This is a genomic window from Polynucleobacter sp. Latsch14-2 (assembly GCF_018881925.1).
Classification (GTDB): domain Bacteria; phylum Pseudomonadota; class Gammaproteobacteria; order Burkholderiales; family Burkholderiaceae; genus Polynucleobacter.
Map to the genome: position 1 here is coordinate 1 of NZ_JACVPL010000011.1, position 19,045 is coordinate 19,045.

Annotated in this window: 21 protein-coding genes; 13 read left to right on the forward strand and 8 right to left on the reverse strand. The window is 42.2% G+C overall.

Features of this window, described 5'->3' with window-relative positions; translation table 11 throughout:
• Nucleotides 1-93, forward strand: a 93-nt coding sequence (locus ICN46_RS09245; RefSeq protein ID WP_216208003.1) for an IS3 family transposase, incomplete at its 5' end; no start/stop codon positions are given.
• A 74-nt stretch (nt 94-167) separates the two neighbouring features.
• On the opposite strand, the gene ICN46_RS09250 is transcribed toward ICN46_RS09245, so the two are convergent.
• The 5 genes from ICN46_RS09250 to smpB all read right to left on the reverse strand — a co-directional run bounded on the left by ICN46_RS09250 (nt 168) and on the right by smpB (nt 4,878).
• Nucleotides 168-1,019, reverse strand: a complete 852-nt coding sequence (locus tag ICN46_RS09250) for a proteasome-type protease (protein WP_255538822.1) — start codon at nt 1,017-1,019, stop codon at nt 168-170.
• A gap of 52 nt (nt 1,020-1,071) precedes the next feature.
• Nucleotides 1,072-1,869: a transglutaminase family protein gene (locus ICN46_RS09255; protein WP_216207768.1), complete on the reverse strand. Its 798-nt coding sequence runs from the start codon at nt 1,867-1,869 to the stop codon at nt 1,072-1,074.
• A 17-nt stretch (nt 1,870-1,886) separates the two neighbouring features.
• Nucleotides 1,887-2,864: an alpha-E domain-containing protein gene (locus ICN46_RS09260; protein ID WP_216207771.1), complete on the reverse strand. Its 978-nt coding sequence runs from the start codon at nt 2,862-2,864 to the stop codon at nt 1,887-1,889.
• A 16-nt stretch (nt 2,865-2,880) separates the two neighbouring features.
• Entirely contained in the window at nt 2,881-4,293 is a 1,413-nt protein-coding gene (locus ICN46_RS09265; protein WP_216207774.1) for a circularly permuted type 2 ATP-grasp protein, read from the reverse strand.
• 132 nt (nt 4,294-4,425) lie between these two features.
• Entirely contained in the window at nt 4,426-4,878 is a 453-nt protein-coding gene (gene smpB / locus ICN46_RS09270) for an SsrA-binding protein SmpB (RefSeq protein WP_216207777.1), read from the reverse strand.
• A gap of 26 nt (nt 4,879-4,904) precedes the next feature.
• On the opposite strand from smpB, the gene ICN46_RS09275 reads away from it, so the two are divergent.
• From ICN46_RS09275 to ICN46_RS09295, 5 genes are all read left to right on the forward strand, one after another.
• Nucleotides 4,905-5,339: a type II toxin-antitoxin system RatA family toxin gene (locus tag ICN46_RS09275; protein WP_216207779.1), complete on the forward strand. Its 435-nt coding sequence runs from the start codon at nt 4,905-4,907 to the stop codon at nt 5,337-5,339.
• Nucleotides 5,329-5,679, forward strand: coding sequence for an RnfH family protein (locus ICN46_RS09280; RefSeq protein WP_216207782.1), 351 nt, complete (start codon nt 5,329-5,331; stop codon nt 5,677-5,679). Before ICN46_RS09275 ends, ICN46_RS09280 begins: the two co-directional genes overlap by 11 nt.
• A 26-nt stretch (nt 5,680-5,705) precedes the next feature.
• A complete protein-coding gene (gene guaB / locus ICN46_RS09285; protein WP_216207785.1) occupies nt 5,706-7,169 on the forward strand; it encodes an IMP dehydrogenase in 1,464 nt (487 codons plus the stop codon).
• Between the two features lie 25 nt (nt 7,170-7,194).
• Nucleotides 7,195-8,802, forward strand: coding sequence for a glutamine-hydrolyzing GMP synthase (guaA, locus tag ICN46_RS09290; RefSeq protein WP_216207788.1), 1,608 nt, complete (start codon nt 7,195-7,197; stop codon nt 8,800-8,802).
• 161 nt (nt 8,803-8,963) lie between these two features.
• Nucleotides 8,964-10,223: a tyrosine-type recombinase/integrase gene (locus ICN46_RS09295; RefSeq protein WP_216207791.1), complete on the forward strand. Its 1,260-nt coding sequence runs from the start codon at nt 8,964-8,966 to the stop codon at nt 10,221-10,223.
• Nucleotides 10,224-10,425: 202 nt separating this feature from the next.
• Here the strand turns inward: ICN46_RS09295 and ICN46_RS09300 are convergent, their stop codons facing one another.
• Together ICN46_RS09300 and ICN46_RS09305 are read right to left on the reverse strand one after the other, a co-directional pair.
• Nucleotides 10,426-10,905 (reverse strand): hypothetical protein, encoded by a 480-nt coding sequence (locus tag ICN46_RS09300; protein WP_216207795.1) that lies wholly within the window; start codon nt 10,903-10,905, stop codon nt 10,426-10,428.
• Between the two features lie 54 nt (nt 10,906-10,959).
• On the reverse strand, nt 10,960-11,394 hold the full coding sequence (locus tag ICN46_RS09305; RefSeq protein ID WP_255538823.1) for a DUF6641 family protein: 435 nt from the start codon (nt 11,392-11,394) through the stop codon (nt 10,960-10,962).
• A gap of 185 nt (nt 11,395-11,579) precedes the next feature.
• On the opposite strand from ICN46_RS09305, the gene ICN46_RS09310 reads away from it, so the two are divergent.
• The gene (locus ICN46_RS09310; RefSeq protein ID WP_216207801.1) at nt 11,580-12,137 is read left to right on the forward strand and encodes a hypothetical protein; all 558 of its coding nucleotides are present in this window, start codon (nt 11,580-11,582) and stop codon (nt 12,135-12,137) included.
• A gap of 347 nt (nt 12,138-12,484) precedes the next feature.
• Nucleotides 12,485-13,150 carry a tyrosine-type recombinase/integrase gene (locus ICN46_RS09315; protein WP_255538824.1) on the forward strand — a complete coding sequence of 222 codons (666 nt, stop codon included), beginning with the start codon at nt 12,485-12,487 and terminating at the stop codon, nt 13,148-13,150.
• Here the strand turns inward: ICN46_RS09315 and ICN46_RS09320 are convergent, their stop codons facing one another.
• Nucleotides 13,151-13,687, reverse strand: coding sequence for a hypothetical protein (locus ICN46_RS09320; protein WP_216207805.1), 537 nt, complete (start codon nt 13,685-13,687; stop codon nt 13,151-13,153).
• Between the two features lie 175 nt (nt 13,688-13,862).
• Between ICN46_RS09320 and ICN46_RS09325 the strand changes: the two genes are divergently transcribed.
• The 5 genes from ICN46_RS09325 (at nt 13,863) to ICN46_RS09345 (ending at nt 18,976) form a co-directional block, all read left to right on the forward strand.
• Nucleotides 13,863-14,234, forward strand: coding sequence for a hypothetical protein (locus ICN46_RS09325; RefSeq protein ID WP_216207808.1), 372 nt, complete (start codon nt 13,863-13,865; stop codon nt 14,232-14,234).
• A 61-nt stretch (nt 14,235-14,295) separates the two neighbouring features.
• Nucleotides 14,296-15,216, forward strand: a complete 921-nt coding sequence (locus ICN46_RS09330; protein ID WP_216207811.1) for a HindIII family type II restriction endonuclease — start codon at nt 14,296-14,298, stop codon at nt 15,214-15,216.
• Nucleotides 15,213-16,040, forward strand: a complete 828-nt coding sequence (locus ICN46_RS09335) for a DNA-methyltransferase (protein ID WP_216207814.1) — start codon at nt 15,213-15,215, stop codon at nt 16,038-16,040. Before ICN46_RS09330 ends, ICN46_RS09335 begins: the two co-directional genes overlap by 4 nt.
• 237 nt (nt 16,041-16,277) lie before the next feature.
• Nucleotides 16,278-17,078, forward strand: a complete 801-nt coding sequence (locus ICN46_RS09340; RefSeq protein WP_216207817.1) for a ferritin-like domain-containing protein — start codon at nt 16,278-16,280, stop codon at nt 17,076-17,078.
• Nucleotides 17,075-18,976, forward strand: coding sequence for a B12-binding domain-containing radical SAM protein (locus tag ICN46_RS09345; RefSeq protein WP_216207820.1), 1,902 nt, complete (start codon nt 17,075-17,077; stop codon nt 18,974-18,976). The genes ICN46_RS09340 and ICN46_RS09345 overlap by 4 nt, the downstream gene beginning before the upstream one ends.
• Nucleotides 18,977-19,045 lie beyond the last annotated feature (69 nt).

The window sequence follows — 19,045 nt, forward strand, 5'->3', positions numbered from 1 at the left end:
TATATCGACTATTACAACCATGATCGGATCAAACAAAAACTGAAGGGATTGAGCCCGGTTAATTACCGAACTCAATCCCTCGTGCTAACCTAATTAAACTGTCCAACTTTTGTGGGTCAGTTCAAATGCTGGGCCCTTTTTATATTAAATCTAGAGATGTGCTTTATTTAAGATCTCTTCTTCGCTGCTAGCTTTTTGACAGACTTTCTCGTTATGTTCTTAGGCGGTTGATGGTTGATGGGAACAGCACCCATCTTTTTAGCTGGCGTAGAGATAGCGCTGGCTTTATGGGCGCCGCTCCAGCTTGGCTCAGCAATTGAGTTAAAAGCCTCGCGCAGTTTCTCGCCCCAGTGCTGATGGATCATTTTGAAATAAGGATTAGATTCATCCATAGTTACCAACTTTGTTGGCTTTAATGAATTCTTCTCGTATACCAAAAGATCTAAAGGCAGGCCAACTGAAATATTACTATTGAGTGTTGAATCCATTGAGATTAGGGCGCACTTTGTGGCCAGATTGAGTGGCGTAGAGTGACTTAAGACTCGGTCTAATATGGGCTTGCCATACTTCGACTCCCCAATTTGAAAATAACAGGTCTCTGGGGTTGCTTCAATGAAGTTGCCGGCAGAGTAGATATTAAAAAGGCGTGGGCGCTCATTTTTAATTTGACCGCCAAAGATCAGATTGCAGTTGAAATCAATGCCGGCTTTCTCAAGCGCCTGATGTTCGCGCTCATAAACCTGTTTGACTGCATCACCCACCACTACGGCAGCATCATGTGAATTTTTAACGGTCCAAAGGTTTTCTCCATTCAGCAACTGACCTTGGAGTAAGATTTCTTTTACGGCTTGGGTGATTGCAAGATTACCGGCACTCATAAGGGTAAAAAAGCGATCATTGTTCTTTTGAAACAATGTCATTTTTCTAAAAGTGCCGATTTGATCAACGCCAGCATTGGTGCGTGAGTCAGATAAAAATACCAAGCCATCCTTTAGGCAGAGCCCAACGCAATACGTCATTCCAAAACCCCTTTAATTAACTTCTTGGAATTATCTCTTAACTTAAGTGTCGTTAAGTCAATTGCTGGATTGAGATGCTGGCACTCAGTTCTTCGCCTCCACCACCGGAGCGAACACCTTTGACTGGGGCGGCAGAATAGTAATCCCGACCAATCGCTAGTCGTATGTGGCGAGCATCCACTAAGCAAGCATGTGTAATGTCAATGCTAGTCCATACCCCCTTTTGGACATCACTACAAAAATCGATCCAAGCATGGCTTGCCAAGTTGGGGGATTCTTCAGCAAAGAAATAGCCGCTGACATAGCGCGCTGGAATTCCAGAGGCACGACAGAGTCCGAGCATTACGTGTGCATGATCTTGGCAAACGCCGGTTTTCATGGCAAAAGATTGGGCTGCTGTGGTTGCGAAATTGGTTTGTCCCGGCACGTATGTAATAGCATTTTGAACTGCGCTAGCCAGCTTTAGTACTACATCAACTGAATGTTTCTTGGGGAGATCTCCTTTAAAGTAAGAGAGCATTTCTTCAGAGGGCTCCGTCAGATTAGTTTGTTGAAGCAAGTAGTAAGGTGAGACCGCCTTTGAATCATCGGGATATTCAAAAGCATCCTGGGTTTTTACTTCGCCTTCAGCCTCAATCATCATCGAGGTGTATGGGGCTTCTTGAACAAAGACGCTGCAGGTATTTCCAAAGGCATCTTGTGAGACATTAGATTTAATGGGGGTACTGACTTTCCACTTTTCAATCTGCTGTCCAGCCACTTGGGGTGGTGTTAGGCGCAATTCTTGAATTGAATAATGGACTGGAGTTTCATAGCGATATTCAGTGCGATGGCGGATCTTAAGATGCATATACTCTTTGTTGGTACTTAGGCTACTGCCAATGGAATGAGATAGGCATTACTGAACTCATCTGCGATGTGGTTAATGCGCTCTAAAAACTGTTCAATAAACTCTTCTAGGCCTTGAGAAAATACTTCATCAATATCTGAATAATCCAGGCTTGCCTTGAGCTTTCCAAGCAGCCGTTCAATTTCCTTTGATTGCTGATTCTTCATTTCTGATATGAGTGGGATCAACTCGTTGACGCAGCAAACTAGCGAGCGGGGCATTTGCTTATTAAAGATCAGCAGTTGCGCAACTTGCTTTGGTGTAACTTGATCTGAATAAATCTGACGATAAATTTCAAAAGCAGATACCGAACGAAGTAAGGCGGCCCAGTGATAGAAGTCAAAGAAATCAACGCCCGCTTCATCATCGGCCTTATTTTCAGCACGCAGCGCTTTGAGTGATGCCTGGTCTTCATACTTAGTTTCCAAGATACGGGCAGTATTGTCGGCACGCTCTAGTAGGGTTCCCACACTCATGAAGTAGAAGGCTTCGTTCTTCAGCATAGTGCCATGCATGACACCTCTAAATAAGTGGCAACGATGCTTAACCCACTCTAGTAGTCGACTGGGGTCAGCTTGGTTTCTAGCCTCCAGAATGCGTTGCAATTCTAGCCAGGTGGTATTTTGCGTTTCCCAAACCTCGGAAGTGATCTTGCCTCGAATCACGCGAGCATTCTCACGGGCCGCAAAAAGACAGGACACGATACTCGAAGGATTGCTGGTTTCATAGATCATGAAGTCGAGCACATTTTCTCGATTAAGCACATCATATTTACTCATGAATGCGTCTTCAAGCTTGGAAATAGTGAGAAGCTTTCTCCAACTTTGCTCTAAGAACTCTTCGGGTTGTGGCAACAGCGATGTTTGGTGATTTACATCGAGCATGCGAGCGGTATTTTCTGCGCGCTCGGTATAGCGGGCCATCCAATATAAGCAATCTGCGGTGCGGCTAAGCATATTCTTTTCCTCGGCCTTATTCTTCTAGAACCCAGGTATCTTTAGTGCCGCCACCTTGCGAGGAGTTCACGACTAAAGAGCCTTCTTTGAGAGCTACTCGGGTTAATCCACCCGGGACCATCTTGATAGTTTTTCCAGATAATACAAATGGTCTTAAATCAATATGTCTTGGCGCAATACCGGACTCTACAAAAGTGGGGCAGGTAGATAGTGCGAGTGTGGGTTGAGCAATATATTTGTCGGGGTTGGCAATCAAATGACCGCGGAACTCTTCGATCTCAGCCTTGGTGGAGGCTGGGCCAACCAACATGCCATAGCCACCAGCACCATGGGTGAGTTTGACAACTAACTTTTCAAGGTTGGCCAGTGTGTAAGCAAGGTCATCAGGTTTGCGACATTGGAAAGTGGGAACATTATTCAGAATCGGTTTTTCACCAAGGTAAAACTCGATCATTTCTGGAACGTAGGGGTAGATCGATTTGTCATCAGCAATACCTGTACCAATTGCATTTGCTAGAGTCACATTGCCGGCGCGATGCGCAGAGAGTAGTCCAGCAACGCCTAGGGTAGAGTCTGAGCGGAATGCGAGTGGGTCAAGGAAATCATCATCAACACGGCGATAAATCACATCAACGCGCTCTGGCCCTTGAGTCGTCCGCATAAAGACCTGTTCATTCTTCACGAATAAATCTTTTCCCTCAACTAATTCAACTCCCATTTGTTGTGCTAGGTAGCTATGCTCAAAGTAGGCTGAGTTGTACATGCCTGGCGTGAGCACTACTACATTGGGTTTTTTCACATCGTCTGGTTTAACCGTCTTCAGGCACTCTAGCAATAGGTCAGGATAGTGTTCGACTGGTGCGACACGATACTTCTGAAACAAATCAGGGAAGAGGCGCATCATCATCTTGCGGTCTTCAACCATGTAAGAGACACCAGAAGGAACACGCAGGTTATCTTCTAAGACGTAGAACTCGCCTTCGCCGGCGCGCACAATATCGATCCCCGCTATCTGTGCGTAGATATCGCGTGGCACGCTGACATTGCGCATCTCTGGTCGGTATTGCGCATTGTTAAATATTTGTTCGGCTGGAACAATGCCTGCCTTAATGATGTCTTCGTCGTGATAGACGTCATAGATAAAGCGATTGAGTGCTTTTACGCGTTGACGTAAGCCAGCTTCTAATTGCTCCCACTCCTTGGCTGTAAAGATTCTAGGAACTTGGTCAAATGGAATGGTTCTTTCAGAGCCTAAATCATCCCCATAAACAGCAAAGGTAATGCCGACCCTACGAAATATTAGGTCAGCTTCAGCCCGTTTGAGACCCATCAGGGTGTCACTTTGCTGTTTTAGCCAGTTATGGAAAACTTGGTAGTGGGGTCTTGCTTTGCCGGTGGCATCAAGCATTTCATCAAAAGGCGATTTCATAGTTACAAACTAATGCCTTCAGAATGGTTTAGTTTCAAAGTTTGAAGCAGCTTGGTGCTGGGGTGCACTTTTATAGTGCATAAATGTTCGGATTTGACCCTATTAGCCCTAGGGATAGGCTCTGCTGCCTTTTTAAGCGTTTAAATCGCCCCGGGCAATGCGACCTTTTTGCACTTCCCATTCGCGTTCTTTGGTGGCTGCCCGCTTGTCATGCTGCTTCTTACCGCGCGCTAAACCAATCTCACATTTGACATTGCCTTTGGAGAAATGCAGGTTTAAGGGAACCAGCGTATAGCCTTTTTGTTCAACTTTGCCAATGAGCTTGCGAATTTCAATTGCGTTAAGAAGTAGCTTGCGCGTGCGCGTACTATCGGGAACGACATGGGTGGAGGCTGAAAGTAGGGGGGTAATGTGACACCCGATTAAAAACAGCTCCGCCTTGCGAATGACAACATACGCTTCCTTGACGTGCACGCGACCTGCTCGAATGGCTTTAACTTCCCAGCCTTCTAGAACCAGCCCTGCCTCGAAACGTTCCTCGATAAAATAATCGAAGAAGGCTTTTTTGTTATCGACGATACTCATATTTATTTAGCTTCTCAAGATCGATTATGGCAGACGTCTACAAGACCGTTTTAATTGGGCAGTCAGCTGACCGAATGTATGGTTTGGTAACTGATGTTGCTTGCTATCCCGAGTTTCTGCCTTGGTGTGGCGGCGTAGAGATTTTTGAGCAAAATGAAACCGTTTTGGAGGCCAAAATCAATATTCAGTTCAAGGGCATTAATCAGTACTTTCATACCCGTAATATCAACCATCGCCCTGAAACCATTGATATGGTCTTTGTAGATGGACCTTTTAAGCATTTTTCTGGTCAGTGGAACTTCATTCCCTTAAAAGAGGATGCTTGCAAGGTTGAATTCAAGCTCCATTGGGAGTTCAAGAGCGTTATTCTGGATAAGCTCATCGGACCTGTTTTTGGTCACATTGCTGGTACTTTTGTAGATTGCTTTGTTAAGCGGGCTGAAGATTTATATGGCCAATAATGCCATTAAGATCTTTATTTGCGATGCAAGGGATGGGAAGCCCATTCTGAAGGCTTTTCAGTTGAAATTGGCTGAGGGTGAGATTCCGAGCCTAGGGCAAGCCCTAATTCAACTAGGTATTGCTAGCAGTGCGGAAGACCCTGTTTTGGCGCGAAAGGGCTGTTTTGGGGTATTTGGTAAGCGCAAAGACTGGGATAGCCCTATTTATGAGGGTGACAGGCTAGAGCTTTATTCTCCACTCCTCATTGACCCTAAGACAGTGCGGCGTAAGAAGGCCAATCAAAATCAAGATGCTAAATTCCAAGCTGCCGCTGCTAAAAGAAAGGCTAGGAGGCTATAATCTGTTTTTGTGACTAGGGGTTTTGCATGCGACTCATTCAAAAAGCACTCACTTTTGACGATGTGCTCCTTGTACCGGCTTATTCATCGGTACTCCCTCGAGATGCCAGTCTGGCAAGTAAGTTAACTCGAGACATCTCGCTTAATACACCATTGGTCTCTGCGGCTATGGATACGGTGACCGAGGGTCGATTGGCAATCGCCATGGCCAGCGAAGGTGGTATTGGCATTGTTCATAAAAATCTTACCCCTGCCGAGCAGGCTCGTGAAGTGGCTAAGGTAAAGCGTTATGAGTCTGGTGTACTGCGCGATCCTATTACGGTTGGTCCAGATACCACCTTACGTCAAGTGATTCAGTTATCACGTGAACATGGTTTCTCAGGCTTCCCAGTCCTGACGGGCAAAGAAGTGGTGGGCATTATCACTAACCGAGATCTGCGCTTTGAAGAGGATTTGGACGCACCAGTAAAAACGAAGATGACGCCACGTGAGCGTTTGATCACTGTAAAAGAGGGCTGCACATTAGACGAAGCAAAACGCTTAATGAGCCATCATCGCTTAGAGCGCGTTTTGGTTGTCAATGACAAGTTTGAGTTGCGTGGCCTCATTACCGTTAAAGATATTTTGAAGGCCACTGAGCATCCTAATGCATGCAAAGACAGCGAAGGCAAGTTGCGTGTTGGCGCTGCTGTCGGTGTCGGCCCAGACAATGATGAACGGATTGAGCTATTAGTGCGCGCTGGTGTGGATGTCATTGTTGTTGACACTGCTCATGGCCATAGTCAGGGTGTGTTAGATCGTGTCAAATGGGTTAAGAAGAATTACCCGCAAGTGCAAGTCATCGGTGGAAATATTGCTACTGGCGATGCCGCAAAAGCTTTGGCTGATCACGGGGCTGATGGTGTTAAGGTTGGCATTGGTCCAGGCTCTATTTGTACGACTCGTATTGTTGCTGGCGTTGGCGTTCCACAAATTAGTGCGATTGTGAATGTAGCCACTGCGCTTAAGGGTACTGGCATTCCGTTAATTGCCGATGGGGGCGTGCGTTATTCAGGTGACGTTGCAAAAGCATTAGCCGCAGGAGCAAGCGCTGTCATGATGGGTGGTATGTTTGCTGGTACAGAAGAGGCTCCTGGTGAAGTATTTTTATATCAAGGACGCTCATACAAGAGTTACCGCGGCATGGGTTCTTTGGGCGCAATGGCAGATGGATCTGCTGATCGTTATTTCCAAAGCGACATTGTTGCTAACGCAGAGAAACTTGTGCCAGAAGGTATTGAGGGTCAAGTACCTTACAAGGGTAGTGTGCTTGCGATCTTGCATCAATTGACTGGTGGTATTCGTTCATCAATGGGTTATTTGGGTTGCCGAACCATTGAAGAACTTCATGAGAAAGCGAATTTTGTGGAAATCACTTCAGCGGGTGTGCGCGAGTCGCATGTGCATGATGTGAAGATCACCAAGGAAGCGCCGAATTACCATATTGACTAAGACTTAAAAGAAGGCTGTTTCTTTCGTGCACGACAAAATACTGATTCTTGACTTTGGTTCACAAGTAACGCAACTGATTGCAAGGCGCGTGCGTGATGCACGGGTTTACTCAGAAATTCACCCCTATGATTGCGACCCTGAATTTATTCGTAAATTTATCCAGGAGCAGGGCGGTAAAGGGATCATTCTTTCAGGCGGCCCCAGTTCAGTCACAGAGGTGGACAGTCCGCGTGCACCACAAATTGTTTTTGAATTAGGTGTCCCTGTCTTGGGTATTTGCTATGGTATGCAGACCATGGCAACCCAACTGGGTGGCGCAGTCGCTTCCGCTGAGTCTTTGGGTAAAGCCCGTGAGTTTGGTTACTCCGAAGTGCGTGCTCGAGGCCATACTAATCTCCTTAAAGGTATTCAGGATTTTTCTACTAGCGATGGCCATGGCATTTTGAAGGTATGGATGAGTCACGGAGATTCCGTCACAACATTGCCGCCTTCATTTAAGTTAATGGCATCTACAGAGTCTTGCCCGATTGCTGGCATGGCTGACGAAGAACGGCATTTCTATGCATTCCAATTTCATCCAGAGGTAACGCATACGATTCAAGGCACTGCAATTATTGAGCGCTTTGTACATGAAATTTGCAAATGCAAGCCTGACTGGGTAATGGGTGATTACATCGCTGAAGCTGTTGAAAATATTCGTAAGCAAGTTGGTGATGAAGAGGTCATTCTGGGTTTATCGGGAGGCGTTGACTCCAGTGTTGCCGCTGCTTTAATTCATCGTGCGATTGGCGATCAGCTTACCTGTGTGTTTGTGGATCATGGGCTTCTTCGTTTGAATGAAGGCGACATGGTGATGGAGATGTTTGCACGCAATCTTGGCGTTAAAGTCATTCGTGTTGATGCTAAAGATACATTTATGGGTCAATTAGCAGGCGTTGCTGATCCAGAAGCGAAGCGCAAAATTATCGGTAAAGAGTTTGTGGAAATCTTTCAGATAGAATCCGAAAAGATTGCCAATGCCAAGTGGCTTGCTCAAGGCACTATTTATCCAGATGTGATTGAATCTGCCGGTAAAGGTAAGAAGGGCGCCCACACCATCAAGAGTCATCATAATGTCGGTGGCTTACCTGAAGACATGCATCTCAAATTACTTGAGCCATTGCGTGAATTATTTAAAGATGAAGTGCGAGAGTTGGGGGTTGCCCTTGGCTTGCCGCGTGAGATGGTCTATCGTCATCCATTCCCAGGGCCAGGTCTAGGCGTGCGCATTTTAGGTGAGGTGAAAGCTGAATTTGCCAGCTTATTACAACGTGCTGATGCTATTTTCATCGAAGAGTTACGCAATACCATTGATGAACCCAGCCAAAAATCTTGGTATGACTTAACAAGCCAAGCATTCGCCGTCTTCTTACCAGTTAAATCCGTTGGAGTGATGGGTGATGGCAGAACATACGAATATGTTGTGGCACTCAGAGCAGTACAAACGCAGGATTTCATGACGGCACATTGGGCACATTTACCCCATGAATTACTAGGTAAGGTTTCCAATCGCATCATCAATGAAGTTCGCGGCATCAATCGTGTTGTGTACGACATCAGCGGAAAGCCGCCAGCAACGATCGAGTGGGAGTAGTAATTGAGCGTAAGTTGTTGATTTATATGGACTTAAAGTTACACATAAATCACACAAACGCCAATTAACACTTGTATTTAGGTACGATTTGAAGTTACAGTTACACAAGTTGCTACACAGCAAAGTAGCAATGAAAAACTGTAACTACCCAAGCCCAAAAAATGTCGCTGAAAAAAAAGACTTTTAGTGAAGATGAAATACTGATTTACGACGAGGCTGTCATCTATAAACGAGGTGACATATGGCAGTTTCGCTATTGGCTTGTAAAAGAGCGTAGGTATGTAAGACTTAGCTTGAACACTAAGAATCAAGTTACAGCAATAGACACAGCAAAAAAACACTTCGTAAAAATCAAGTCGGATACAGATAGCGGAAAGACTTACTACTCTAAAACAGCTAAGGATGGTGTCTTGATGTACTTGGAGTACAGAAAAGGACACATTGATAGCAGAACTACTAAGAGTATTGTTAAGGGTAGGTACGGAACAATACGAGCACACTTAGAGCATTGGCTAGACTTTATTGAGCGTGACACAAAACTAAAAGAGCTAGATAGAGATAGCTGTGCGGATTACGCTAAAAATAGAGAGAAACCAAGTGCTACAAAGACTACAGCTTTGTCTACGATAGCCAATGAACAAAGCACAATCAACTCAATGATGAAATGGCTTCACAAGAAAGGTGAGGTTTACATTGATGGATTTGACTTTGAAACGATATCAATTCGCAATACACCTGAAGAAGCTGTAAGACGATCGTCATTTACAGATGAAGAGGTATGGGCTTTTAGATTAGCAATACCTAAGTATATTGAAGAAGCTATGAAGGACTTAAACGACTTAGAGAATAAGGCGAGAGTGCTTTCTGCTAACTATCTACTAATAGCTTCAATATGTGGACTAAGAACAGGTGAGCAAAAGCAGTTGAAATGGAAAGATATTACATTCCAAAATCAAACAATCAAAGGTGAGCAAATAGACTTTGTAAAGATTAGCGTAAGAAAAGAGACAAGTAAAGTAAGAAAGTCTAGAGAAGTAAAGATAGTAGATGTGGAGTACTTTGATAACTTGTTCAAGCTAACAACTCCTACGCATACTAAGAAGCCATTCGCAGAAAACTTTGTATTCAGCTTTAATGGAATCAATGTTGTAAGTCAGAGAGCAGTTACTCATCACTTTAAGAAGATATTAGAAGCGGCTGATATTGATGTGGGTAAGCGTAAATTAGTGCCATATAGCTTTAGACATTACTTCATCACAAACAGAATTAAAGCAGGATTAAGCTATAAGGATGTAGCTGATATGTGTGGAACAAGTAGGACACAGATTGAAAAGACTTACTATCATATTGATGAAGATATCTTGACAACGCAAGCAATGGCTGGATACTACACAATAGATGGAATGATTGTTCCCAAATAGTATTTTAGCTATGCCTGTCGTCACCATGCTCATTGTTTTACAAATTACTATAAAAAATGGGTAAAACACCGCTCTTTAACGCCGAAAGACGCATTTGTGTGAAATATGGTGGGGGTATAGGTAAAAAATCACCAGCCCAAAAGTATAAGTACTTCACCTAAAAAATCCGTAGCTCAATTTTTTACGAAGCTAGGACCCTTTTCTAGTAGCTATCTTGTTCGTCATCTTCATGCGGGTATAGTTGTCTATTCAGCTTTGACTTGATAGGGTACTTGGTGGCTACAGTAGGCTTTACTGGGGGTATGGGTTTGATATGGGGTAAAGCTGTGGGGGCTACTGTTTTATTGGGTAGGGTAGTTGTGGTATTTGTTTGGGGTTGGGTAGGGTGACTAGGTAGGGCTCTAAGGGGTTGACTAGATTTAGCTGAAGGTTGGGTAGGGGTAGCAGTAGGCTTGCTAGGCTTAGTAAGGGGATTAGGTGGGGGTGGAGCTTTAATACTCGGTATTGACTTAGCTTTACTACTAGATTTACGCTTAGGCTTTAACTTACTCAATCTAGATTGCTCTGCCTTTTCTCTAGCTTGTTGCTCTGCTTGCTGTCTAATCGTACTAAAAGTAGTATCAAATATCAGTTGTAATAGCTTAAGTTGTTCTTCAGCGTTTGTAAATTCAAATAGTCTCATACAAAGTATCCTTTTCTTATATTTATAGAAAAGGATACTTGTACAAAACCATTGCTACTTTGCGAAGCTATCGCGGGTAGCTTTACTAACATCATTGATGAACTCATCTAGCTCACCATTTTCAATTGAGCCAGCGATGTGTTTTAGTGTGGTAATAAGTTCATCACCATTGCTAACTTCAATAGCGTTAGCACCTTTCTTATTAAGCATAAGTGTCTTAGAGCCATACTTGATAGCAAGATGAATCTTGCCTGTATCGGCAATCCAGAACCATTCTTTAACTCGCTTAACAGTCTCAATAGTCTTGCGTTCACCAGTTTCTTTATCTGTGAATGTTTTAAGACGCTTAGGTGCGTAGCTATTACCTTCTTTTTTAGCTGTACAAAGTTCAATTTGCTCTTGTACTTTAGCAAGCAACTTCAAGCGGCGATTGACTACTGGACTAACAGTAGATTGTTTCTTGCTTGTTACAAGTTTAAGTGCGGACATAGTAGCCATTTCATACTCCAAAGTAGTTACAGGAATAGCTACTGTAATACCTTTTAGCCTCTTTTCCTACCAAAATACTTTCAAAATCTGCCGTAACTTGTTGATATATATAACTTTTTCATAAAAATTTTACCTATCCTTACATTAAGCATAAATATATCTATACAAAAAATATAGGTGTAAAGATGCTTGAACAAGTAGTAGCGAAAAGAGATAACAGATTAGAAGTTGTTAAGTGGCTGACGAGTGCTAAAGAACTTGGTTTGACGCAAGGACTGACTGTTATGCCAAAAAAAGTATTTTACAAACATGTTCCAAAGTCACGCTATGTTGCTGATGGTAAGGTGTACAGACACTTAACAAGAGATGAGCTAGAAAGAGCAAACACAAGACTTGTACACCTGATGAACAAACTAGTTCTTAAAAACGCATACAAGCGTGATGGAAAAAAGTTAGTAGCTATAGGTAGCATAGAGGGTGATAACAGTAGCTGTGTTGATTTACACACACACTTCTTACTTCAAAAACCAGATAGCTACACTAATGAAGACTTCCATAAGCAGATTGTAAAAGCTATTGAGTTAAGTGGTGAATTTGAAATGAGCAATCCTAACTATCGTGCCGACAAAGATAGTGAGGACAAGATGTATAGATACAAGGTTGAAGAGATTACAGATGGTTGGTCGGGATACATTACAAAAAAGATAGATAAGCTAGAGCTAGATAGGCTCTACTTTTACTAATCTAAGCACTCCAGTCCTTAGTTGACGCTTGCGGTTAATGGTTAATAAGCACTTAAAGAGTGCTTAATTAGCGTAGCTTTGCCAAAAATAAGCTACTAAGCAAAACAGTTAAACAATTAAATCCAAAACTAGACGCACTAGAACAAGCTACAAACGCTTAAAACTGTACGCTGAATACCAGGACAGCAGAAAAGCGTATCAACAGCTTGTAGGGCTTATACGCAAACAGTTAAATAAGTGTGGCACTACAACAACGGCACTAGGAAGCAAATATAACAAAATAATAAGTTTTATTATATTTTGACGAAAAGAACAGCTAAGTCGTTGATTTTGAATAAGAAAACACTATGACACAAAAAGACAAAAAACAGGTAGGAATTTCTAATACAAGACAATACACTAAAAATGTAGAAAACATTACATTTGAGGTGAACAAGATGGCAAAGCAAGCTAAGACATTAACACAGCAAGAATTTAGACGAGTACTTGATTACATAGCTACACGAAAGCATAGTGCTAGAAATAGGGCTATGCTTCATTTAATGTACTGTGCTGGCACTAGGGTAGGGGAGACTAGTGCTTTACGCATTGAGGACGCTGTAGACTGTGATGGAAATGTTAGGCGTGAAATTTTACTCAAGTCAGATATTACAAAAGGCAATGTAGCTAGGACAATTTATATAAGTGACAAGCTACACAAGGAGCTAGATTCTTATGTGAAGACATTGGACATTAAAGACCGCAAGCGTAAGCTGTTCTATTCTCAAAAGAAGTCTAGCGATGGCTTCAGTCCAAACACACTTACGCAATACTGGCACTATTTGTTTTCAGCATGTGGTATTGATAACGCATCAAGTCATTCAATGCGTAGGTCTTTTGCTACACAAATTAGTAGCAAAGGAGTTGGCATTCGCGTACTTCAAAAGCTAATGGGTCACAAGTCAGCACAAACAACAATGGTATACATTGACGCAAGCGATGACATGATGCGTAAGGCAGTAGAACTTGTTTGATTACCAAGAATTTTTGCTAAGATTTTTTATATCATCTATAGCTTGATTAAGTAAATCAGTACCGTAGATTCTGTCATGCTCAATAGCATGAGAAAAATCTAACTTAGATAAGTCGTAATCATGAGGTGTTTTTGTATTGGCAAATTGCTTCAAAAGTCTTTCATGACAATCTTGCCAATGAGATACATTACCTTTAGCATTGTTAATTCCATTGAATAAATCTATAGCTAGATCTAGTTTCTTAAACTCATCTTCAGTAAATGAAATAGAAGCAATGTACTCTTCTCTTAAGGCATAAAAAGTAGATATAGATGTGTCAGCAACCCTGTACATCTTATAGCTCTTATATCGCAATGGCTTGTCAGCTATCCTAAATGCTTCGCTAATTATTCGCGAAAAGTATTCATCATCACTATTTCTTGTCTGTGGCTTTAGCTCTTCAACCAAGCTACTCTTTAGGAGCCTTTTTAGTTCGGCCTTAGTCGGTTTAATGTAATCATGAATAATTAAGAACTTGCCATATGTGTAGTTAGTCATGGGTTGTCTGTACATGGCAGTCCTTTAGATTTAAGTAGGTACGATGAAAGCTCAAGTTTCAAGCTATTTGAAATCCTAGCGTATCTTTATGAGCATGACAAGTAGGCATTGACACTAGGAAAGTGTTGGGCTAGAGTAGGGCTTTTCAACATAGCTACTACTAAGGAGAGCACACATGGGATTCTTTGACACTTACGGCAAGCCAGATGCTATCAAAGCAGACAAGAAGCTGACTACAGAGGAGATGCTTGAGCACGGTATTGAACAGCAAGAGAAGCTATTGAATAATGAAGAAGTGTTAAACAACAAGAATGAGCCAATTCGCAGTTGGTTTAGAGATGGACGCTTTGTTCCAAGCATAGGTATCTTTGGCTTGTTTGATGGACAGGCAATCAAGTGGAATAAAGGTACAGAAAAAGCTATGCTTGAATCTTTTAAGAAAAGCTATCAAGCTGGTGAATTCGCAAGCTACATCAAAGCAGTAGATAAAAAGCGTGAGGAAAATACAGCGAAATTAGCCAAAGCAAGAGCAAAAATCAAGAAGTGATAGTTATCAATCTAGAGTAGTTTTACTCTTATCTTTACTATCACTTAATATTGGGAACTTGATGGCTAATGTAATTAAGCAATCTGGCATAGATCGTCGCGTCTATTGGATTAAAGAAATTGAAAAACTGAGTGGTGACTTTTCTGGTGACTTTGATAGGCTTGAAAAAGAACTAAGTGAAGAAATCAAAAAAGACGGTGTAGACGCATTGCTAGATCATCTAAGATTGTCTGGTGATATACCTGAGCAGTACAGTCACGATAGTAGTGAAGAGAAACTATATAGCAAATACACTGATGCTTTACTCTGTGAAACATACAAGTTTTTAGGGTTCAAAAGTAATGTTCTTACTGAGAGAGCCGATGCGGCTGATGTGGATGCGTTTGCTAAGGAATATAGTTTTGTAGCAGATGCTAAAACATTCAGATTAAGTAGGACAGCGAAAAATCAAAAAGACTTCAAAGTACAAGCAATGGATGGTTGGAAAAGAGGTAAGCCATTTGCTATGGTAGTTTGTCCTATATATCAGTTGCCTATTAGGTCTAGTCAAATCTATGAACAAGCTAGTACAAGGAATGTATGTATCTTCACTTACTCTCATCTTTCTGTATTAGTAGCGTTGAAGCAATTGGCTGGTGAAGAAGCTGTAGATTCTTTGCTTCTTAAAATATTCAATTCTGTTAAGAATTTAATGCCTTCAAAAGATGCTCAAAATTACTGGAATGCTGTTAACAATACGATGCTTAGTTTTAATAGCAAAATTGATGAATTTTGGATAACTGAGAAGATAGCCGCTAGAGAATCAATAGTTATTGCTAAGGAGCAGGCTTTAACTTATCTACATAACGAACAAGATAAGATAATGAAACTATCGCATGATGAAGCATTAAAAGCACTCTTGAAAGTTCACAAATTAGATAGTAAAATAGAAGTCATTAAAGGCGTTTCCGACAATGATATTCTAGGAATGAGAACAAATTGAGCACTTCAAAATTAACAAACACGATTCTTAACGAAGATTGTGTTACTGGTTTAGTCAAGTTAGATGACAATTCAATTGACCTTGTAGTTACATCTCCGCCATACGATGGACTTAGAGACTACAAGGGATTTACATTTGAGTTTCCAAGAATTATTAAGCAACTTTACAGAGTTGTTAAAGAAGGTGGAGTAGTAGTTTGGGTTGTTGCTGATGCTACTGTAAAAGGTACAGAAACTGGAACTAGCTTTAGGCAAGCATTAGGATTCATGGAAGAAGGTTTTAATTTACATGACACCATGATTTTTAGGAAGGCAAATCCTATTCCTCAGATTTATAGAAAAAGATACAACAATGAATTTGAGTATATGTTTGTATTTTCTAAAGGAACTGTGGCAAAACATAACGCAATCATGGTTCCTTGTTTACATGCGGGATTAGAGCTTGGAACTACAACTTACAAAAACTATTCTAAAGGTGAGCAAACAAGAAAAAAATTAGCGAATCCGGTTAAGGCTGAGAAGGTTAAAGGCAACATATGGGAATATGTTGTTGGTAAGAAGAAAGAAGATCAGGAAGCTAAAGAGCATCCAGCTCCTTTTCCAGCTCAGTTAGCTAGAGATCATATATTGTCTTGGTCTAACGAAGGAGATATCGTTTTAGATCCTATGTGTGGTAGTGGAACTACTTTGCGTGTTGCTAAAGAGTTAGATAGAAATTACATTGGTATTGATATTAGCGAAGAGTATTGTAAAATTGCCGAACGAAGAGTAGCCAATGCTGACAATGCTTCTAATTTAGATACTCATCAAAAATCTCTTATTTAGATAGAGGTATAGACTTGTAGCGTTGTAGGGGAGTTTTTTAGTTACACATTGTGTAAGTTCTACAAATTTCCCTATGTATACTAATACTCTCAAAAACAATTAAGAATCCTTAAGTCACCAAAATGTTACGCAAAAGTTACACAACTCACAATTTTGAATTACAAGTTGTTGATTTTGTTGTGTTTTATTTGTGGGCTACTACTGAGTGGGAGTAGGCAATTTAAGCCTGCCACTCCCATGCTTGAGTTACGAGAAATTTCCCTCGCAATCTTGGTAGATACGGATGTGCAAGCTAAGGTAAGTCGCTTGCATTGCTTATTTGATGAGTATCAGCAGCAACGCATTACTTTAGACCTGTCTGTCAACTACAGCTTTGAAAAATCAACGCTACCCGGGCGTCCCCAAAAGCCAGACCTGGTGCCACCTTTGCAGGTTCCAAAAAGAAGAATGGATACCGTTGAGGGTAGGGCAAGCTTATTGCACTCACTCGCTCATATTGAATTTAATGCCATGAATCTTGCATTAGATGCTATCTGGCGTTTTCCTGATATGCCTACACAGTACTATGAGGATTGGTTAAGGGTTGCGAAAGAAGAGGCCTATCATTTTAGTTTGGTGAATAAGCACATGCAGTCATTTGGCTTTACCTATGGCGATTTTCCAGCGCACAATAGTTTGTGGGAGATGGTTGAGAGAACGACAGATGCAGTGATTGCCAGAATGGCATTAGTTCCAAGGACCATGGAGGCAAGAGGTCTAGATGCGGTTCCTGGAATTCGTGATCGGTTTAAGCAAATTAAAGATAACAGGGCAGTTGAAATCTTGGAGATTATTCTCCATGATGAAATTGGTCATGTATTAATTGGTAATCGCTGGTTTAATTTCTTGTGCGCTAGAGATGGCATCTCACCGATTACAGCTTATAGAGAGCTAGCTAAGAAATATCGCGCGCCCACTCTCAGGGGTCCATTCAATATTGAAGCACGCAAGCAGGCGGGGTTTACTGTGGAAGAGTTGAACCTCATGGAGTCATCATGAAGGTTCTTAGTCTCATTCCGCCGATGACGCAGCTCAATACCCCCTATCCATCTACTGCTTATCTCACTGGTTTTTTAAGATCTCGCAATATCGCTGCGGTGCAGGAGGATTTGGCGCTTGCACTAGTGTTGAGTTTCTTTAACTCGGCCGGCATGTCTGAGATGCGCACTCAAGCCCTCAGGCTAGCCGAAGAGAATCGTAGCGCTAGTGCTAATTATTTTTTGGATGCTTTCGAGCTCTATCAAGATACGATAGAGCCCGTAATTGCATTTCTGCAGGGGCGTGATAACACCTTAAGTTACCGCATTAATGCTCGTGATTTTTTGCCGGAGGGTCCACGCTTTTTGTCTCTGGACGCCTTCGATGATGGAGAATCTAGTGATCCCTTGGCCTGGGCATTTGGATCATTAGGGGCTCATGATCGTGCCCGCCATTTGGCAACTCTATATTTAAATGACTTATCGGATGTGTTGCGCGATGTAGTAGATGACCGCTTTGAGTTTGTGCGTTACGCTGAATCGCTTGCCAGTAGTCAACCAGTATTTAATCCACTGGCCGATGCTTTACTTGCTAAGCCAACGCTGATGGATTTGCATCTTCAGAAATTAACAACCCAAGCAGTAGAAAAGCATCAGCCGAGTCTCATTATTTTATCCGTGCCATTTCCTGGGGCCATGTATGCAGCTCTCAGAATTGCGCAAACGATTAAAGCCCAGTATCCAAATATCAAGATTGCCTTAGGCGGCGGTTATGTCAATACAGAATTACGTGAGCTTACTGAACCACGCATATTTGATTTCGTAGATTTTATTAGCCTAGATTCGGGTGAGCGCCCCTTGCTTGCAATCCTTGATCATCTTAATGGCAAGCGTTCAGCAGAAAGGCTCGTTCGCACCTTTGTTCGTAACCAATTTGGACAAGTTCAGTTGATGAATTGGCAAGAGCCCGATATTCCATTCGAAGAGGTTGGTGTAGCGACTTGGGATGGCTTGCCACTAGATTCTTATTTATCACTCTTGGATATGCTTAACCCGATGCATCGGCTTTGGAGTGATGGTCGCTGGAATAAGCTGACAGTGGCACATGGTTGCTATTGGAAAAAATGTAGCTTCTGTGACGTCAGCTTGGATTACATCTCTCGTTATGAAACCGCATCAGCTAGCCTTTTGGTCGATCGGATTGAGCAGATTGTTGCTGAAACCGGGCAGACAGGATTTCATTTTGTGGACGAGGCAGCGCCACCAAAGATTTTGAAGGCACTCGCTGAAGAACTTATACGTCGTAAGGTGCTGATTTCTTGGTGGGGCAATATTCGCTTCGAAAAAACCTTTACCCCTGAGTTAGCGCTTCTCCTCGCTAAGAGTGGTTGTATTGCAATGTCTGGTGGTTTAGAAGTTGCGTCGGATAGATTATTGAATCTCATGAAAAAAGGCGTGTCTGTGGAGCAGGTGGCTCAGGTCACAAAAGGATTTTCCGATGCCGGGATTTTGGTACACGCTTATCTCATGTATGGCTTTCCAACACAAACAGTCCAAGAGACCGTAGATGCATTGGAGTACGTTCGACAGCTATTTGAGAATGGCTGCATTCAGAGTGGGTTCTTTCATCGCTTTACTTGTACCGTCCACTCTCCTGTTGGTAAAAATCCAGAGGAATATGGGATTAGCTTGATACCACTCCCGCCAGTAAGTTTTGCTAAAAATGACATCGCCTTTATTGATCCAACAGGTGTCGATCATGATGCCTTGGGGGTAGGGCTTAAAAAGGCGATCTATAACTTCATGCATGGGGTTGGTCTGGAGCAGGATGTACGTACTTGGTTTGAGCATGGTGAGATGGTGATTCCCAAGTCCAAAGTTTCGCGAAAGAAAATTGCCAAAATACTGCAGATACACTAATTTTTAATCTTTACTTGATTACAATATCCAATAGAAATAGGGCTGTAACCCCCTTATATTATGGGAAAA